Annotated in this window: 16 protein-coding genes and 1 other RNA gene; 6 read left to right on the top strand and 11 right to left on the bottom strand. The window is 49.6% G+C overall.

Annotated elements, in window-relative coordinates:
• Positions 1-13: 13 nt before the first annotated feature.
• Complete coding sequence (locus NST99_RS12120) at positions 14-256, bottom strand: ferredoxin (RefSeq protein ID WP_341091901.1); 243 nt, start codon at positions 254-256, stop codon at positions 14-16.
• A gap of 159 nt (positions 257-415) precedes the next feature.
• On the bottom strand, positions 416-1,708 hold the full coding sequence (locus NST99_RS12115) for a DNA polymerase IV (RefSeq protein WP_341097627.1): 1,293 nt from the start codon (positions 1,706-1,708) through the stop codon (positions 416-418).
• A 226-nt stretch (positions 1,709-1,934) separates the two neighbouring features.
• On the opposite strand from NST99_RS12115, the gene cimA reads away from it, so the two are divergent.
• Positions 1,935-3,554, top strand: coding sequence for a citramalate synthase (gene cimA / locus NST99_RS12110; RefSeq protein WP_341091899.1), 1,620 nt, complete (start codon positions 1,935-1,937; stop codon positions 3,552-3,554).
• A gap of 88 nt (positions 3,555-3,642) precedes the next feature.
• On the opposite strand, the gene NST99_RS12105 is transcribed toward cimA, so the two are convergent.
• Positions 3,643-4,197 carry a TlpA family protein disulfide reductase gene (locus tag NST99_RS12105; RefSeq protein WP_341091897.1) on the bottom strand — a complete coding sequence of 185 codons (555 nt, stop codon included), beginning with the start codon at positions 4,195-4,197 and terminating at the stop codon, positions 3,643-3,645.
• A gap of 271 nt (positions 4,198-4,468) precedes the next feature.
• On the opposite strand from NST99_RS12105, the gene NST99_RS12100 reads away from it, so the two are divergent.
• Positions 4,469-4,945 carry a M67 family metallopeptidase gene (locus NST99_RS12100; RefSeq protein ID WP_341091895.1) on the top strand — a complete coding sequence of 159 codons (477 nt, stop codon included), beginning with the start codon at positions 4,469-4,471 and terminating at the stop codon, positions 4,943-4,945.
• On the opposite strand, the gene NST99_RS12095 is transcribed toward NST99_RS12100, so the two are convergent.
• From NST99_RS12095 to NST99_RS12085, 3 genes are read right to left on the bottom strand one after another with little or no spacing between them, the layout of a single operon-like run.
• Positions 4,927-5,676 (bottom strand): exonuclease domain-containing protein, encoded by a 750-nt coding sequence (locus NST99_RS12095; protein WP_038589680.1) that lies wholly within the window; start codon positions 5,674-5,676, stop codon positions 4,927-4,929. The genes NST99_RS12100 and NST99_RS12095 overlap by 19 nt on opposite strands.
• On the bottom strand, positions 5,673-6,746 hold the full coding sequence (locus NST99_RS12090; RefSeq protein WP_341097626.1) for a DUF294 nucleotidyltransferase-like domain-containing protein: 1,074 nt from the start codon (positions 6,744-6,746) through the stop codon (positions 5,673-5,675). The genes NST99_RS12095 and NST99_RS12090 overlap by 4 nt, the downstream gene beginning before the upstream one ends.
• A 37-nt stretch (positions 6,747-6,783) precedes the next feature.
• The gene (locus NST99_RS12085) at positions 6,784-8,178 is read right to left on the bottom strand and encodes an ammonium transporter (RefSeq protein ID WP_341091892.1); all 1,395 of its coding nucleotides are present in this window, start codon (positions 8,176-8,178) and stop codon (positions 6,784-6,786) included.
• A 668-nt stretch (positions 8,179-8,846) separates the two neighbouring features.
• Between NST99_RS12085 and NST99_RS12080 the strand changes: the two genes are divergently transcribed.
• Both NST99_RS12080 and NST99_RS12075 read left to right on the top strand, forming a co-directional pair.
• Positions 8,847-9,278 (top strand): MerR family transcriptional regulator, encoded by a 432-nt coding sequence (locus tag NST99_RS12080; protein WP_341091889.1) that lies wholly within the window; start codon positions 8,847-8,849, stop codon positions 9,276-9,278.
• A 34-nt stretch (positions 9,279-9,312) separates the two neighbouring features.
• The gene (locus NST99_RS12075) at positions 9,313-9,990 is read left to right on the top strand and encodes a zinc metallopeptidase (protein WP_379142704.1); all 678 of its coding nucleotides are present in this window, start codon (positions 9,313-9,315) and stop codon (positions 9,988-9,990) included.
• A gap of 50 nt (positions 9,991-10,040) precedes the next feature.
• On the opposite strand, the gene NST99_RS12070 is transcribed toward NST99_RS12075, so the two are convergent.
• On the bottom strand, positions 10,041-10,955 hold the full coding sequence (locus NST99_RS12070; protein WP_038589672.1) for a LysR family transcriptional regulator: 915 nt from the start codon (positions 10,953-10,955) through the stop codon (positions 10,041-10,043).
• 14 nt (positions 10,956-10,969) lie between these two features.
• Positions 10,970-11,596 carry a rhomboid family intramembrane serine protease gene (locus NST99_RS12065; protein WP_341091886.1) on the bottom strand — a complete coding sequence of 209 codons (627 nt, stop codon included), beginning with the start codon at positions 11,594-11,596 and terminating at the stop codon, positions 10,970-10,972.
• Between the two features lie 111 nt (positions 11,597-11,707).
• On the opposite strand from NST99_RS12065, the gene tpx reads away from it, so the two are divergent.
• A complete protein-coding gene (tpx, locus tag NST99_RS12060) occupies positions 11,708-12,226 on the top strand; it encodes a thiol peroxidase (RefSeq protein WP_341091883.1) in 519 nt (172 codons plus the stop codon).
• A gap of 191 nt (positions 12,227-12,417) precedes the next feature.
• Here tpx and NST99_RS12055 read toward each other — a convergent pair whose 3' ends face one another.
• The 3 genes from NST99_RS12055 to NST99_RS12045 all read right to left on the bottom strand — a co-directional run bounded on the left by NST99_RS12055 (position 12,418) and on the right by NST99_RS12045 (position 14,119).
• Positions 12,418-12,807, bottom strand: a complete 390-nt coding sequence (locus NST99_RS12055; RefSeq protein ID WP_341091881.1) for a DUF1499 domain-containing protein — start codon at positions 12,805-12,807, stop codon at positions 12,418-12,420.
• 161 nt (positions 12,808-12,968) lie between these two features.
• Positions 12,969-13,161: non-coding RNA, 6S RNA (gene ssrS, locus NST99_RS12050), on the bottom strand.
• A 103-nt stretch (positions 13,162-13,264) separates the two neighbouring features.
• Complete coding sequence (locus NST99_RS12045) at positions 13,265-14,119, bottom strand: YesL family protein (protein ID WP_341091879.1); 855 nt, start codon at positions 14,117-14,119, stop codon at positions 13,265-13,267.
• Between the two features lie 179 nt (positions 14,120-14,298).
• On the opposite strand from NST99_RS12045, the gene NST99_RS12040 reads away from it, so the two are divergent.
• Positions 14,299-14,397 (top strand): dihydroorotate dehydrogenase, encoded by a 99-nt coding sequence (locus NST99_RS12040; RefSeq protein ID WP_144024380.1) that lies wholly within the window; start codon positions 14,299-14,301, stop codon positions 14,395-14,397.
• Positions 14,398-14,414 lie beyond the last annotated feature (17 nt).

The raw sequence follows: 14,414 nt of genomic DNA, 5'->3' as shown, positions 1-14,414 counted from the left end.
AAAACGTTTTGGATTAACCTTCTTTATTAAAAGGAACATCCGCAATTTTGATGGAGTCCGTTGGGCATCCATCTGCAGAATCCTGCAAATCGTCGAACAAATCATCCGGAATTACAGTACACCCGCGATTGCTGTCATTCTCGTAGATCACTTCTGCCAAACCTTCATCATCATAATCAAAAATATCAGGGGCCGTCGCGCCACAAGCACCACAAGCGATGCAAGTATCTTTTTCGACCCAAGTGTATTTAGCCATTTTTTCTCTGCCTCCCGTTAAACAATACAGCCTGCTGTAGCAGCCTGTTATTTTTCTCATATTAATATAAATAGAATACAATTTCAATTAGTTTTCAATTCGTTTCCATTTTCGACGCATATTCCATTGCTTGAATGTCCATGCCGGGCAAGGCTTTTCTCATATTTTATCAGGATCAACACTTTCGAGATTGTCCTTCTGCAGAGAGGTGCCGCGCTCCTTATGATTGCGGAGGCGGGCCGAGTGGCTGTCACTGAGCATGCCGGCCGTCAGCACCGCATTCTCTCCGAATTTGTTGCGCAGCATATCCATCGTTTTGTTCAGGGACTCCTTCTTCGGCTGACGTTCATAATCGAACAAATCCAACTGGATAGCGGAGTCCTCCTTGGGGCTCAGTCCCTGCAGGGTAACACCCAGCAGTCGTACCGGCTTGTCCCCTTTCCAGTGCTTGGCAAACTGCTCACACACCGTCTTATAGATGTCTTCTGCGCTTTCTGAAGGAGTCTCCAGCTGGCGCGACCGGGTAATGGTCTTCATGTCGGGTGTGCGGATCGTAAGCTGCACACCTGCTGCCACCAAGCCCTGCTTCCTCAGCCGCCGGGCAACCTGGTCGCTAAGATTCAGCAGAATTGGCCGGGCCTCTGCCAGACCGACTACATCTCTCGGCAAGGTTGTCGTATGCCCGATTGACTTGCTCTGTTCGCGCTCAGGATTCACAATGCCGTGGTCAATACCGTTGCCCGCCCGTTTCAGCCATGAGCCCATGACCCCGAAATAATCCACCAGCATCTTCTCATCAGCCGCAGCCAGCTGGCCGATGCTGTAGATGCCAAGCTTCCGGAGCTTTTCGGCTGTTTTTCCGCCGATGCCGAACATTTCATTACATGGCTTGTTCCACAAAATATCCGGCACATCACGCAGCCGGAGGACGGAGATTCCGTTGGGCTTTTTCAGATCCGAGGCAATTTTGGCCAGCAGCTTATTGGGGGCAACCCCAATGGAGCAAGGCAGTCCAAGCTCCTCCATGATCCGGCGCTGGATGGCCCCGGCAATCTCCAGCGGAGTCCCGAACTGTCTGGAGCCGGTAATGTCGAGATAACATTCATCTATTGAGACTGCTTCAAGCAGCGGAGTATAGCTGTAGGCAATCTGCATGAATGCATTCGAATACTTGCGGTATAGATGAAAGTTCGGTTGAATAACAATTAAGGATGGACAAATCCGGAGTGCCTTCTGCACCTGCATGCCTGTTGAGATTCCCAGCCTGCGTGCAGCATAGGAGCAGGTGACAATAATCCCCCTCCGCAGCTCCACGCTTCCGGCAACCGCCGTCGGTTTGCCTTTGTATTGCTCCGGATCCTCCGCCTCATGCACTGAGCAGTAGAACGCATTCATATCCACATGCAGAATAACCCTGCCGCTCGTTGGGTAATACTGATCCACGTTCTGCACAATATCTACCTTCTTATCTTCAGGGTTTCCATTGTCGGATTTAGCATACCTCTTCAACTGCCGGAAGGTCAACAAAAGCAGAAACGCTGTAAAGTTCTTTGTTACATTCCCGCGTAAAAATGCTATAATATAAAAATTCATTTCCCTTAAGCGGATGCTTCCGAAACAAATTCTGTACGGAGTAAATCCAGGAAGCCATTCTCACAATACTTTTAGGAGGACTCCCATGTCTAAGTCCATCTCCATCTTCGATACGACACTACGCGACGGCACCCAAGGCGAAGGCATCAGCCTGTCGGCGGATGATAAGCTGAAGATTGCCAGAAAACTCGATGATCTGGGTGTGCACTACATTGAAGGTGGCATCCCGGGAAGCAACAATAAGGATATCGAATTTTTCAAAAGAGTCAAGGAATTTCATTTAAATGCCAAAATCACCGCATTCGGCAGCACCCGGCGCAAGAACTCTGTAGCCGAGAACGACGACAATCTCCAAAGAATGATTGATGCCGGCGTACCGGCGGCTACACTAGTCGGGAAATCGTGGGATTTCCATGTGCATACTGCCCTACAAACTACACTAGAAGAGAATCTGGCGATGATCGGAGACTCCATCGCTTATCTGAAACGCAAAGGCCTCGAAGTGATCTTCGATGCTGAGCATTTTTTCGACGGCTATAAGAACAATCCGGAGTATGCAGCTGCCGTCCTGGCTAAAGCACGGGAAGCCGGCGCGGACTGGCTGGTCATGTGCGATACAAACGGCGGCACACTCCCGAATGAGATTCAAGACATTGTATCCGGTATGGCCGGGTCCCTTCCGGGCGCTTCGCTGGGTATCCATACCCATAATGATTGTGAGCTTGCGGTCGCCAATACACTCAGTGCCATTGGCGCAGGTGCCCGGCAGGTGCAAGGCACAATCAATGGTTATGGTGAGCGCTGCGGCAATGCCAACCTGTGCTCTATCATTCCCACGCTGCAGCTTAAGATGGGCTATCACTGTATTCCGGGGGATTCCCTCCCCCAGCTGACCAACACCGCACGCTTCGTGAGCGAAGTCGCCAATGTGAATATGCCGGTTAATCAGCCTTATGTTGGAACGGCTGCATTTGCCCACAAAGGCGGCATTCACGTCTCTGCGATCATGCGCGACTCGCGTACCTATGAGCATATTGCTCCTGAACTGGTGGGCAACAAGCAGCGCGTGCTGGTCTCTGAGCTGGCCGGCCAGAGCAATGTCCTGTCTAAAGCCCAGGATATGGGCCTCAGTCTTGACCCAAGCAGCGAGCAGGCCCGCAAGGTGATTGACAAGATCAAGAACCTGGAGCATCAGGGATACCAATTCGAAGGCGCCGACGCCTCACTGGAGCTGCTGCTGCGTGAAGCCACCGGCGAGATGAACGAGCTGTTCACTTTTGAATCCTTCAAAATGCTTGTGGAGAAGACAGCCGGCAGTCCGGTCGTTTCCGAGGCCTTCGTCAAGCTGAAGGCCGGCGGCGAGAGCCTGTATACCGCTGCAGAAGGCAACGGTCCGGTCAACGCGCTGGACAATGCGCTGCGCAAGGCGCTGCTGCCCTACTTCCCGCAACTGGATGAGATGCATCTCTCCGACTATAAGGTTCGTGTGCTGGATGAACAGGATCAGACCGCTGCAAAAGTACGGGTTCTGATCGAATCGAGAAATTATACTAATACCTGGAGTACGGTTGGAGTATCCAGCAATGTCATTGAGGCCAGCTGGGAAGCATTGGTCGACAGTATGCGTTATGCCCTTTTGGGACAAATCTCACTTGAAAACGACAAGAAGTCCAGCAGTGAGCCTAGAGGCTTAGTCAACCATTAAAGATTTGATCTCACAAATCTCAGACAAAGCCCCCCTGCAGCCGGGAAAACACCCGTTTCGCAGGGGGGCTTTAATCGTTGCCCTTTCTTTAAGAGCCGGTTAGTGTGATGATTTTCTTCTCCAGCTCTTCGGGAGTCAAGACGCCGAGAATAATCTCGGAGATCACCCCGTTTTTGTCAATTAGTACATTGGTAGGAAATACCGCACCGTTATATTTATCAAACACCTTGCCCTTTAGATCAAACATGACCGGAAAGGACAGCATATATTTTTTGATGAAACGTTCGGCGTTGGGCTTATAATCCTGGCTGGTCACATTGATGCCATAAATATCAAGAACATTCTTATATTTAACAGCCATCGCATTCAGCTCTGGAGCCTCCAGCTGACAGGGTTCACACCAGGAAGCCCAGAAATTAAGCATCAGCGCCTTCTCCCTAGGTCCTCCTACGTCGTAAACAGTGCTGTCGTTTCCCTGCAAAGTGAAGGATGGAGCCAGCAAGCCAGCACCTGCGCCGCTTTCCAGCTTGGTCGATTGCTGCACTACCGGTACTGACTCGGGGTCAGCCCTGAATTTATGCGCAATTACGAGAACGGCCAATATCACAATCAAGGCCACAACAGTTACATTTCGTTTATCCACAGCTCTCATGGGAAGACCGTTCCTTTGCAAATGGGATGGTTTGCTCCTATTGTACCCCCAATATGTGCAGTTTCAAACCATCCTTTACATCCAAATAAAATCAGCTTCTTCCGTACCAAGTGGAAACGGCTTTGCCGTCCTCAAAAGGACGGTATCCGTTTCAGCGAGAAATAGAAGGATAATTTATAGCGTGAAACATATAAATTCTTATCTTTCAAAAAAAGAGGATTCCGTCAGAGACGAAATCCTATGAAGAGAGAGGGGTGAAGATATGACAGCATACCAGGGAAAAACCCAGCCCATCAGACTGGATAGCTCCGTACAGCTCATGCTGGGGAAGCATTTGCTGACCTGTTACCCGCATGAAGCTTGCGGCATACTGCTGGGTGCTGACGCAGCGGGCGGCATGCACATCAAGGACTATGTCCCCATGAGCAACGTAGCGCCTGACCCGCTGCATGCCTTCGTTCCCGATCCCCGCGAATGGGTAAAGGCACTCTATAACGAGCCCGCCCCTGTCGGTTTGTTCCACTCCCATCCCCATTCTGCCCCCTGGCCTTCTCCCTCCGACATCAAGGGACTAAGTGCACTGGGTCCTGAATTTAAGGTATACCTGATCGGTTCTCCCGGTACGGAGAAGAGTGAGGAAATAACATTGAGGGGCTTTCATATCGACCGGCTGCCTGATTCAAGTAGAACAGCGGGTTACCGGCTGCTGCATGCTCCGCTCTATGCTCTGCTTAAATAAGCGTACAGATCTCCCAAGGTGTCGACCTGCCGCTTCTGGGAGATCTCGTTCAGATAAGACACCCATAACCGAGCCGTCATTTTGGCATCCTCCAGCGCATGATGCCGCCCTTGGATCGGAATTTCGTGTACGGCAAGGAGTTCATCCAGCGTATAATTGCTGCGGTGCGGCTCAAGCCAGCGGGCCAGCATCATCGTATCCAGCACTCTGTGGGTAAGCTGCACTTTGGAGGTTTTCCATAATGCAGCATTCAGAAAAGACTTGTCATGTGCACTTCCGTGCGCCACCAGCACCCGCTGGCCCACAAAGGACATGAAATTATGCAGCCCGTCCATTAACGAAGGTGCAGCGGATGTCATCTCTTTAGAAATCCCCGTAAGCTTGGTAATATTATCCGGTATCGCCGTCTGGCAGTTTACCAGTGTATAAAAGCATTCATCTTCTTTTATTTCTTCTCCTACTACACGAATCGCACCAAATGACATAATCTCATCCCCATGCTGGTGGGAGAAACCTGTCGTTTCCAGGTCAAAAATAACGGTCTCAAGTTCAGCGAGAGGGGTATGCAGCACTTCAGGACGCCGTTTCTCGCGCATCAGGGAACGGATAAAGGCCATTTGCTGCGCAGTTTGCTGTGCCGATTCCCCGCCTCTCATCGACGCGATGGCGGATGGCATTCCGCCTTGTCTCAGGTTGTTCCAGAATCCGCCGCCTTTGTTCGGCTCCTTCATGACTGTCTCCTTTCCGCTGACCGGAGCTGACGCTGCAGTGCCCTATGCAGGCGCCTGACGAGCAGCAGACTTTCCCGCAGCTCGGACATGAGCTGCTTATTCTTCAGATCACTTTCAGCAATATAATCACTGCTGGACAACAAGCCGTCGTTTACACTGTAGGGAGTGTTCGCACGCATCCGCAGCGCGGTCAAAAATGCCCGGCGGAGATCTTCAAGGTGCTGGTACTTGCCAAGCGCCCCCAATACTTCCAGCCTCTTCAGCGTGGAGCTGTCCCAGACTCCCTCAAATAAAGACAAATGTCTAACAATATTCACGAGCGGAATATAAACACCATATTTGACATCAAATCCCCCGGCATAATCGCCGAACCGCTCCGTCAGTACCTGCCCAAGAAGATTTAGTGTTGCCTTGTGGCGGACCGTATTGCGCAGCACCGCCGTGGACAGCTTCCCGTTGCCGATATATCCCGCATGAAAAGCTTCCCGCCACTCCGCGGATAACTCCGCGTTCCCGGCTACATGACGCATATCGGAGGAGATAATCAGATAACGGATCGGCTCCCATTCCAGCTGGTGCATCCAGCTCTGCAGCTGTTCTTTCCATTCCGTCAGTGTCTTGCACCAGAGCGGCTCGGAGCACATCACCTTGCCGCTGCATTTCTCATAACCCACTTGTTCAAATAGATCCGACAACATCACACCAAAGGCCCGGAAATAACTCTTCTTAAGCCCATCCGGTTCCCCTTCCACAATCAGGCCGTTATCCTGATCACTCCAGAGCGTAGCTTCCTGCCTGCCCGCGCTGCCGAACACAATAAAGGAATAGGCGCAGGGAGGCGGGCCGTAGCCCGCCTCTTTCATCTGCGCCTCACATATGATTACAGCCGCCTTCGCAATACTGTCATGCATTGCATTGACACGGGTCATCCATTCCCCGATTGGAACAACGTTTAACTGTGCCAGAAGTACGGTTTGACAGGCCGTGCGCCTTGCCTTAAGCTCCTGCGGCGAACCAGCCGTTGCGATGGACAAGTAATTATTATCTTCATTCCACTCTGCTGACTCCATCGAAGCCACTCGGTCCGCCTCCCCATCCATGAAGTAGTTAATTTTTAAGGGTCTTGGATTCCGATTCTGCAATCAGTTTCATTTGTTCAGGATAACCGTAAGTACCATGTTCACTGATATCAAGGCCCATCAATTCTTCCTCTTCGGTAACACGCAGGCCGATAGCCAACTTGATTACGTAGAGAATGATGAAGGACAGAACTGCTACGAAGACAAAGGTACCTGCCACACCCAGCACCTGTACGCCGAGCTGGTGGAATCCGCCGCCGTAGAACAATCCGGGTTTACCAACAAGCGCACCTTCCGCGATCAGATCAGGTGTTGCGAACAATCCTGTGGACACCGCTCCCCACATCCCAGCGATACCATGTACAGAGAAGGCATAAATTGGATCATCAAGGCCGGCACGTTCCAGCCATTGTGAAGTCATGAAAGTGAATGCTCCCGCTACAAACCCGATAAGAATTGCCGCCCAAGGCACTACGAAAGCGCAGGCGCCTGTGATTGCAACCAGTGCAGCCAGAACACCGTTCAGCATTGCCGGGATATCCGACTTGCCGAAGTAGAGCCAAGAAGCGATCAATGCAGCCAGACCGCCAGCCGCAGCTGCCAGGTTAGTTGTCAATGCTACGTGGCCGAAGAATCCGCCCATTGGAGACAACGCGCTGCCAGGGTTGAATCCGAACCAGCCGAACCAGAGGATGATAACACCGAGTACTGTGAATACTTGGTTATGCCCCGGAATAATAACCGGCTTGCCTTCTTTGTTGAACTTGCCAAGACGGGGTTTCAGCAAGATTGTCGCGACTACAGCCGCCGTTGCACCTGTAAGATGGACAACCGTTGAACCTGCATAGTCCTGCATACCCAGCTCAGCCAACCAGCCGCCGCCCCATACCCAGTGAGCTACGACAGGGTAGATAACTACAGAGAACAGAATTCCGAAGATAATGTATACACTAAGCTTAGCACGTTCCGCCATACCACCGGATACGATAGCCAGAGAAACTGCGGCAAAAGCCATTTGGAAGAGGAATTTAATGTTTAAGGTTACATCTGAGAATACCAGGGAATCGAATGATGCTGCTTGTGTTTCACCACCGTAGAAGAAGCCTGTAGTTCCGAAGAACCCGTTGCCGTTACCGAAGCCAAGGCCAAAACCCAGTGCCCAGAAACACAAGCTGGCAATTGCGAGTGTCAATACGGTCTTACCAGCTACGTGGCCCGCATTCTTCATCCGGACCGAACCGGCTTCAAGCATTGCAAACCCCGCTTGCATAAAGAATACAAGAATAAATGCCAGGAAAGTAAACGCCGTATCCAATCCGATTTGGAGATCCGGTGCTGCCGGACCTTCAGCGGCAAATGCGCTGACCGGGTAGACCATCAGTGTAATCATGGCCAGAAACATCATTATCATCTTTTTTTTCATTCTTTACCCCACTCCCCAATGTTATATTTTCTAACAAAGCGTGAAACTCTTAATGTCATTATAATCAGAAGTCAGGTAAATTGACAAGACTATTTTTATGAATGCTGCGATTTATTTCTTGAGGCACATGATTTCTTCACTATTTGCCTGTAGCTACGCATTTTCGCTGTTAAATCACAGGTTTTCAGCCGATCAGCAAACCTTATTTATGCAAACGCATACAGCAAAAACGGACTTCTCCATGTATGAATATGTATTTTCATTAATGTAAATGATCCAAGATGCTGTATTGTATGATAAGTATTCTGAACATATATCAAGTGAATGGCGCTTATTTTGCCGAACTCTTCTCTTTTCATGAGCAAAAGAAGCAGCGCGCTCTCCCATCAATTCAATAAACATGACACATCATGTAATATAATTATAGATCCCCCTCCATCTTTGTGAATATACCGCAGTTCGTAAGGTCCAATCGGTGTACAATCTTATAGAAGGAAACCTGCTTTTCCAAGGGTATCTTTGGCTTTAACCCTGCATATACTTAAAGTAAGTATCACGTTTGACTGTACGGTTTATCATTTGATATCATAATAAGTGTAAATATAGTAAGATAAGCGCCGGATCAAACCGGCCGGATTCTGTTAGCGAGGTGAGAAGAACATGGGGATATGACCCTGTACCGGATTGGCGAACTGGCCAAAGCTGCAAGCATCAGTGAACGCACAATCGATTATTATACGAAGCTGGGACTCATTGTACCAGAAACCAGAAGCATGAAGAACTATCGGCTGTACAGCCATGAAACTTTAATCGCTCTGGAACGTATCAATCAGTTAAAGCATGAGAAATATACATTGGAAGAAATCAAAGCCATGATGAGCAAGTGGAATTCAGCCGCACCAGAAACCGATGTTTCGGATAAACTTGTGGAGCTGGAACTGCAGATGCAGCGGCTTGAGCGCGAAGTAAAGGCATTGGAACCGATGATCAGCGGACTGAAACCGGTCCAAGCCAAACGAGCGCTGGCCGCACTGCTTCCGCAGGGTGTTGCGTGCATGGAGGCGATCCGGCTGCTGCTCTCGCAGGGGCCGCCGATGTAAATATTATTTTCACACCATAGTGGAGGAATGTTATATGATGCCTTTGATGTACCTGTTAGTTATTATCGCTTTTCTATTCTCGTTGTGGGCTCAGTTCAGAGTTAAAGGCAACTTTAATAAATGGTCCAAGGTTGCCAACATGAACGGTTTGACAGGTTATGAAGCCGCACGGCGCATGCTTGATGCCAATGGCCTTTATGATGTACCGATTGAACCTGTGCGCGGCACCCTTTCCGACCATTATGATCCCGTCCACCGGGTTGTGCGCCTGTCGGAGCCTGTATACTATGAAAGCTCCATTGCCGCTGTCTCTGTCGCATGTCACGAGATCGGCCATGCCATTCAGCATAAAGAACATTATCCAATGCTCACGCTGCGCCACCGGATGTTCCCGGTTGTCAATTTCGCTTCCGGCGTAGCCCCCTTCATGCTGTTGGCAGGATTTATTTTCAGCTCATTGAATCTTATTGGTCTGGGTATCATCTTCTTCTCAGCTGCAGTAGCCTTTCAGCTTGTCACACTGCCGGTTGAATTCAACGCCAGCAGCCGGGCCCGCCAGGTCATGGTTGAGCAAGGCTACATCCGCAACGAGGAAGAGCGCGGCGTAGCCAAGGTCCTGAATGCAGCCGCCTTAACTTATGTCGCTGCTGCCCTGGTCTCCCTGCTTGAACTGCTGCGTCTGATCATGATGTTCTTGGGAAATCGTGATTAAGCTGATCTAGTTAACCCGCTGTCGATATACAGAGCAAATACCCCGGAAGGCTACGAGCCGACCGGGGTATTGTTATTTCTATCTTTGAAATATGTCAACAGAAAAGTGCGGAAGGAGCGGGCTACCAGCGGCAGCTTGCCCTCACTGCGGTGAATGATCCCAACCGTCCTGGTCACAACGGGATCTATCACCCTCACTTGAGCCGGCTGCATAGGATTGGTCTGATACAATGCCGTTTCCGGCAGCAGACTCACTCCCATTCCAGCGGCGACCAAACCGCGTATGGTATCCGTCTCTCCCCCCTCAAAAGCAATCTGCGGCTTGAACCCTGCCTGCAGGCAGGCTTGCCATACAATCGGCCTCAGTGAATATCCCTGGCTGAACAAAACAAACTTTTCTTCCCGCAGCTGTTCAAGCCGGATTACCTTCTCTCCGGCAAGCGGATGATTCTGCGGAAGGATCGCAAACAGCTCCTCTGTCATTACAATATCACCGGCCACATGACCGTCATTTTCGGGGAAGGGAGAAATAAAAGCCAGATCCACTTCACCGGACAGCACGTCTTTAATCAAAGACGGAAAAGACCCCTGCTTGAAACGAAACTTAACCTGAGGATAATGCCGGCGAAACTCCGCCACAATGGAAGGTATAAGATGCGTACCCAGGCTATGCGGAAATCCGATGCGGATCTCTCCCAGCTCCGGGTCCAGAAATTCATGCACCTCAGCTACCGAGCGCTCCAATTCCTTCAGCACCGACTCTACCCGTTTGCAAAAAAGCTGCCCCACCGGGGTGAGCTGCAGATTGCGCCCCTTTTGCATGAATAAGTCCACTCCAAGCTCCTGCTCCAGCTGATGAATCTGGCGGCTAACCGCAGATTGCGCCACATGCAGCTCCTCTGCCGCCCGGGTAACATGCTCTTTTTGCGCTACCTTCAAAAAATATTGCAGCTGTCTAAGTTCCACGAATCCAACACCTCCTACCTTCGGCTTTTTTTGAATATCCGTATCATAAGTCCATAAAGAAAGAACCCGGCCACGAGGCCGCCAATATGGGCTGTATAGTCCACATGAGGTGTGGCGAAGGACATAATAATCCCCATCACCAAAAGCCCGTACAACGTCTTACGTGAGCTCTCATCCATCATCACTCTCTGGAGCAGCGCAATATAGAGGAATGCGCCGTATATGGCGTAGATCGCTCCTGAAGCCCCTACTGACACCGTACCGTAATCCACCACCGAACGGCTGCTGACCGCGACTCCCAGAAGATTGGCAAGGAAACCTCCCGCCAGATAGAGCAGCGCGTAGCGCCACCAGCCCATCAGCCGTTCTAAAGGCGGAGCAAACACCAGTAACGCGAAACAGTTAAAGAACAGATGGGCAAAGCCATTGTGCAGAAACATCGCTGTCGCATAACGCCACAATTCCTCTTTGAGCGGGCTGACATTAACGGTTCCCCCGTAATCAATCAGTGTCTGGATATTTGTCGAGCCGCCGTTCAACGTCAGAACAATAAACATAATCACATTCGCCAAAATAAGCAAACAGGTTACCGGATAATACCGAAGATAGCTTCTCCACTTCTCATATCGTATGAATATCATAACACCCACCCTTTATGTAAGTTGTCCGGTTGGACATCCAGCTTCTAAAAAGATTATAATTTATTGTGGCAGTAAGAATCCAATATTGCAATTCAAGGAGGAACCAAGGATATGATGCAAGAAAGAACAGGCGTGGCCGCATTTAAAGGCAACCCCCTCACACTGGTGGGTCCGCAGCTCAAAGCCGGAGATTCCGCACCACAGTTCACAGTGAGCAAGAATCTGCTGGAAGATACTTCCCTCAGTGATTACGCCGGCAAAATCAAGCTGATCAGCGTGGTGCCTTCTCTGGATACCGGTGTATGCGATGCGCAGACCCGCCGCTTTAACAGCGAGGCCGCAGAGCTCGGCGATGATGTCGTTATTCTCACCATCAGTATGGATCTTCCGTTCGCCCAAGCCCGCTGGTGCGGCGCCGCGGGCATTGACCGGGTCATCACACTGTCTGATCACAAGGAAGCAGCCTTCGGACAAGCCTACGGCGTCCTGATTAAAGAATTCCGTCTGGACATGCGTTCCATCTTCGTAATCGACAAAAACGATACTTTGGCTTATGTGGAGTACCTCGGCGAAATGTCCGAGCATCCCAATTACGAGGCCGCTATTGCAGCTGTAAAGGAACTGCTGTAGCCTTCAGCCGAATTGTATTTCATTCGTAGTACATGAAAGTCTATAAGTTCTTATTCTCTAAAAAAAAGCGGCAGAAGGTCATCCTTCTCCCGCTTTTTGCTTATGGGTAACCTTATTGTTCAATGACAGGCTGCATCTTCATACTTCACGAAACCGTATACAATCTCTGAACAGAAAAGTGCAGCTTGCCTTTATTCTGTCTTGTATTTGCCTAGCTTCCTATCAAGAGACTGGTACAGACGTTGAATTACTCGATAGTTGGCGCCAAGATCGCCAAGCGAACCTCTGGAAGCCGAGTACATATCTACGCCGCAACGCACCGGTGAGGTATTAAGCACCGACACGGTAATATCCAGCGTACGCCCGAATGCCGTTCTCTTCTCAAGCGTAATCTCTCCTACAGATTGCACTTCATGAAGCACTTTGAAGCCAGAAATCTTCTTCAGCGTTGAGGATACTTCTTCCCACGCCTTATCTCTAGAAAGAGTGTAGTAACGCGTCTTTAATGCCGGATCTTTTGCACGGTCGCTTGTTCCGTCATGACTGCGAAATAAACCGACCAAGGTTCTTTTCAACGACAAAATTCTTCCCCCTCTTCAAATCCCAAGTTCATTAGTCTAAGTGTAACACTCTTATCCCAGGAACAAAAGGGCATTGCTCACTTTCACCTTGTTCACTATAAACAAAAAGGTACCCCATCCCCGCGGGTAAGCGGGAAACAGGGCACCTTGTCAAAAACAGTAGAAAACCCGCCTATGCCGTCCGGCTACAGTGTCTTCTGAACCTGCTATAGCAGGTGGGTGACCGCAGAAGTCGTTTTTGAATTCCCCGCGTCGTATAGACAGGGCCTTTCAGCCGCGCTTCGTATAGATCTCCCAAGACATTATCATTGGTTCAAAACAACGAGCAACCGTAAACGTACATCGCAGGATTTGTTACTATTATATTGCGTTTTGACGAAAAAGTAAACCTGTATGCGCTTTAATTTACACTGGAATAAATTTCTCGCCTTATTTCACGGCTTATGTGTAATTAATGTTAAATCCGTTTTTTATCTTTATCTGTATCGTACTCATCATCATCGTCGTCGTCATCGTCATCATCGTAATCATTCGCCTCAAGCAACGCAGCTTCTCTTTCTGCCGCCTCCTGGGCTTCCTGGGCTTCCAGTTCCTGTTGCTTCTTCTTCTCCACCTGCAATTGCAGCTTGTTGTATGTAGCGTAAAAGTTAAAGAAGGCGAAAAAAGCAATCAGTGTAGGAATACACAAGGCGTAAAGCACCGGATACTTCAGACCTATATAGACAAGAACCGCTGCACCAATAAGCGTGGAGAATACGCGGATCGGCCGGGCGATTGTCAACAGAACGGAGTTGGTCACCACTTCTTTGAAGGTCATTTGATAATGAACCACAATCGAGAAGAAATTAAACATGGAGACGAACAAAATAATCATCAGCACCAGCATCAAAATACCGACGATTCTGAAATTCGCCATTTGCGTCATGTATACGGTCACATCTACGTACATCACAACAAACAGCACTGTGTAGATTAATCCCCCAAGCATACTCTTGAAATAATTTTCTTTGTACCCCTGGAAAAAAGTGCGGAATGTGCTAACATCGCTATTGCCCATAACCCATTTACGTACAACCGTAAATAGTGCCGCCGTTGCCGGAAACACCGTAAACGGTGCCAAAATACCCATCGCCCAGTTCAGTGTGATCTGTTCATTGGGGCCGCCTGCACCCGATCCCCACATAATCATCTTCATTACTCCCATGAACAGAAACGGAACCGAACAGATTGCCCACAAAATGTTACTGAAGGCGATACGTGAAATCCATTCCGTGACGCGGTATAAACCGCCCATTGCTCCTTTAAACTCCAATTCCCTTCCTCCTGTCTGTCTCGCGCATACTGCGTATCTTAACTATACCTTATTTGACCCGGACTTTTCCAGCGCCCATTCTTAAGATTCTGGGTTATGGTCTATGCAAGCCCGGCGATCCGTCCATATATTAGGAACGTAACCATTACAATCACCTTAATTCAAAGGAGGTTTTACCTATGTCCTCACCAGTTGGCTGCAACGTCTGGACTTCCACAGGCACTATCCTCGTTCTGTTCATCCTGCTCGTTATTATCACTCGTACTTTTGTTATCTAAGGCATGAAACACAAAGC

Source organism: Paenibacillus sp. FSL L8-0470 (assembly GCF_038008625.1).
Classification (GTDB): Bacteria; Bacillota; Bacilli; order Paenibacillales; family Paenibacillaceae; genus Paenibacillus_AQ.
Note: the sequence above shows the minus strand (reverse complement) of the source record. Positions and strands in the feature narration are given on the sequence as shown.

Excerpts from the sequence above, each read along its gene's own strand:
- tpx (WP_341091883.1), top strand. The coding sequence starts at position 11,708 with ATGATGCAAGAAAGAACAGGCGTGGCCGCATTTAAAGGCAACCCCCTC.
- NST99_RS12080 (WP_341091889.1), top strand. The coding sequence starts at position 8,847 with ATGACCCTGTACCGGATTGGCGAACTGGCCAAAGCTGCAAGCATCAGT.
- NST99_RS12120 (WP_341091901.1), bottom strand. The coding sequence starts at position 256 with ATGGCTAAATACACTTGGGTCGAAAAAGATACTTGCATCGCTTGTGGT.
- NST99_RS12065 (WP_341091886.1), bottom strand. The coding sequence starts at position 11,596 with ATGATATTCATACGATATGAGAAGTGGAGAAGCTATCTTCGGTATTAT.
- cimA (WP_341091899.1), top strand. The coding sequence starts at position 1,935 with ATGTCTAAGTCCATCTCCATCTTCGATACGACACTACGCGACGGCACC.
- NST99_RS12085 (WP_341091892.1), bottom strand. The coding sequence starts at position 8,178 with ATGAAAAAAAAGATGATAATGATGTTTCTGGCCATGATTACACTGATG.
- NST99_RS12095 (WP_038589680.1), bottom strand. The coding sequence starts at position 5,676 with ATGAAGGAGCCGAACAAAGGCGGCGGATTCTGGAACAACCTGAGACAA.
- NST99_RS12100 (WP_341091895.1), top strand. The coding sequence starts at position 4,469 with ATGACAGCATACCAGGGAAAAACCCAGCCCATCAGACTGGATAGCTCC.
- NST99_RS12040 (WP_144024380.1), top strand. The coding sequence starts at position 14,299 with ATGTCCTCACCAGTTGGCTGCAACGTCTGGACTTCCACAGGCACTATC.
- NST99_RS12090 (WP_341097626.1), bottom strand. The coding sequence starts at position 6,746 with ATGGAGTCAGCAGAGTGGAATGAAGATAATAATTACTTGTCCATCGCA.
- NST99_RS12075 (WP_379142704.1), top strand. The coding sequence starts at position 9,313 with ATGATGCCTTTGATGTACCTGTTAGTTATTATCGCTTTTCTATTCTCG.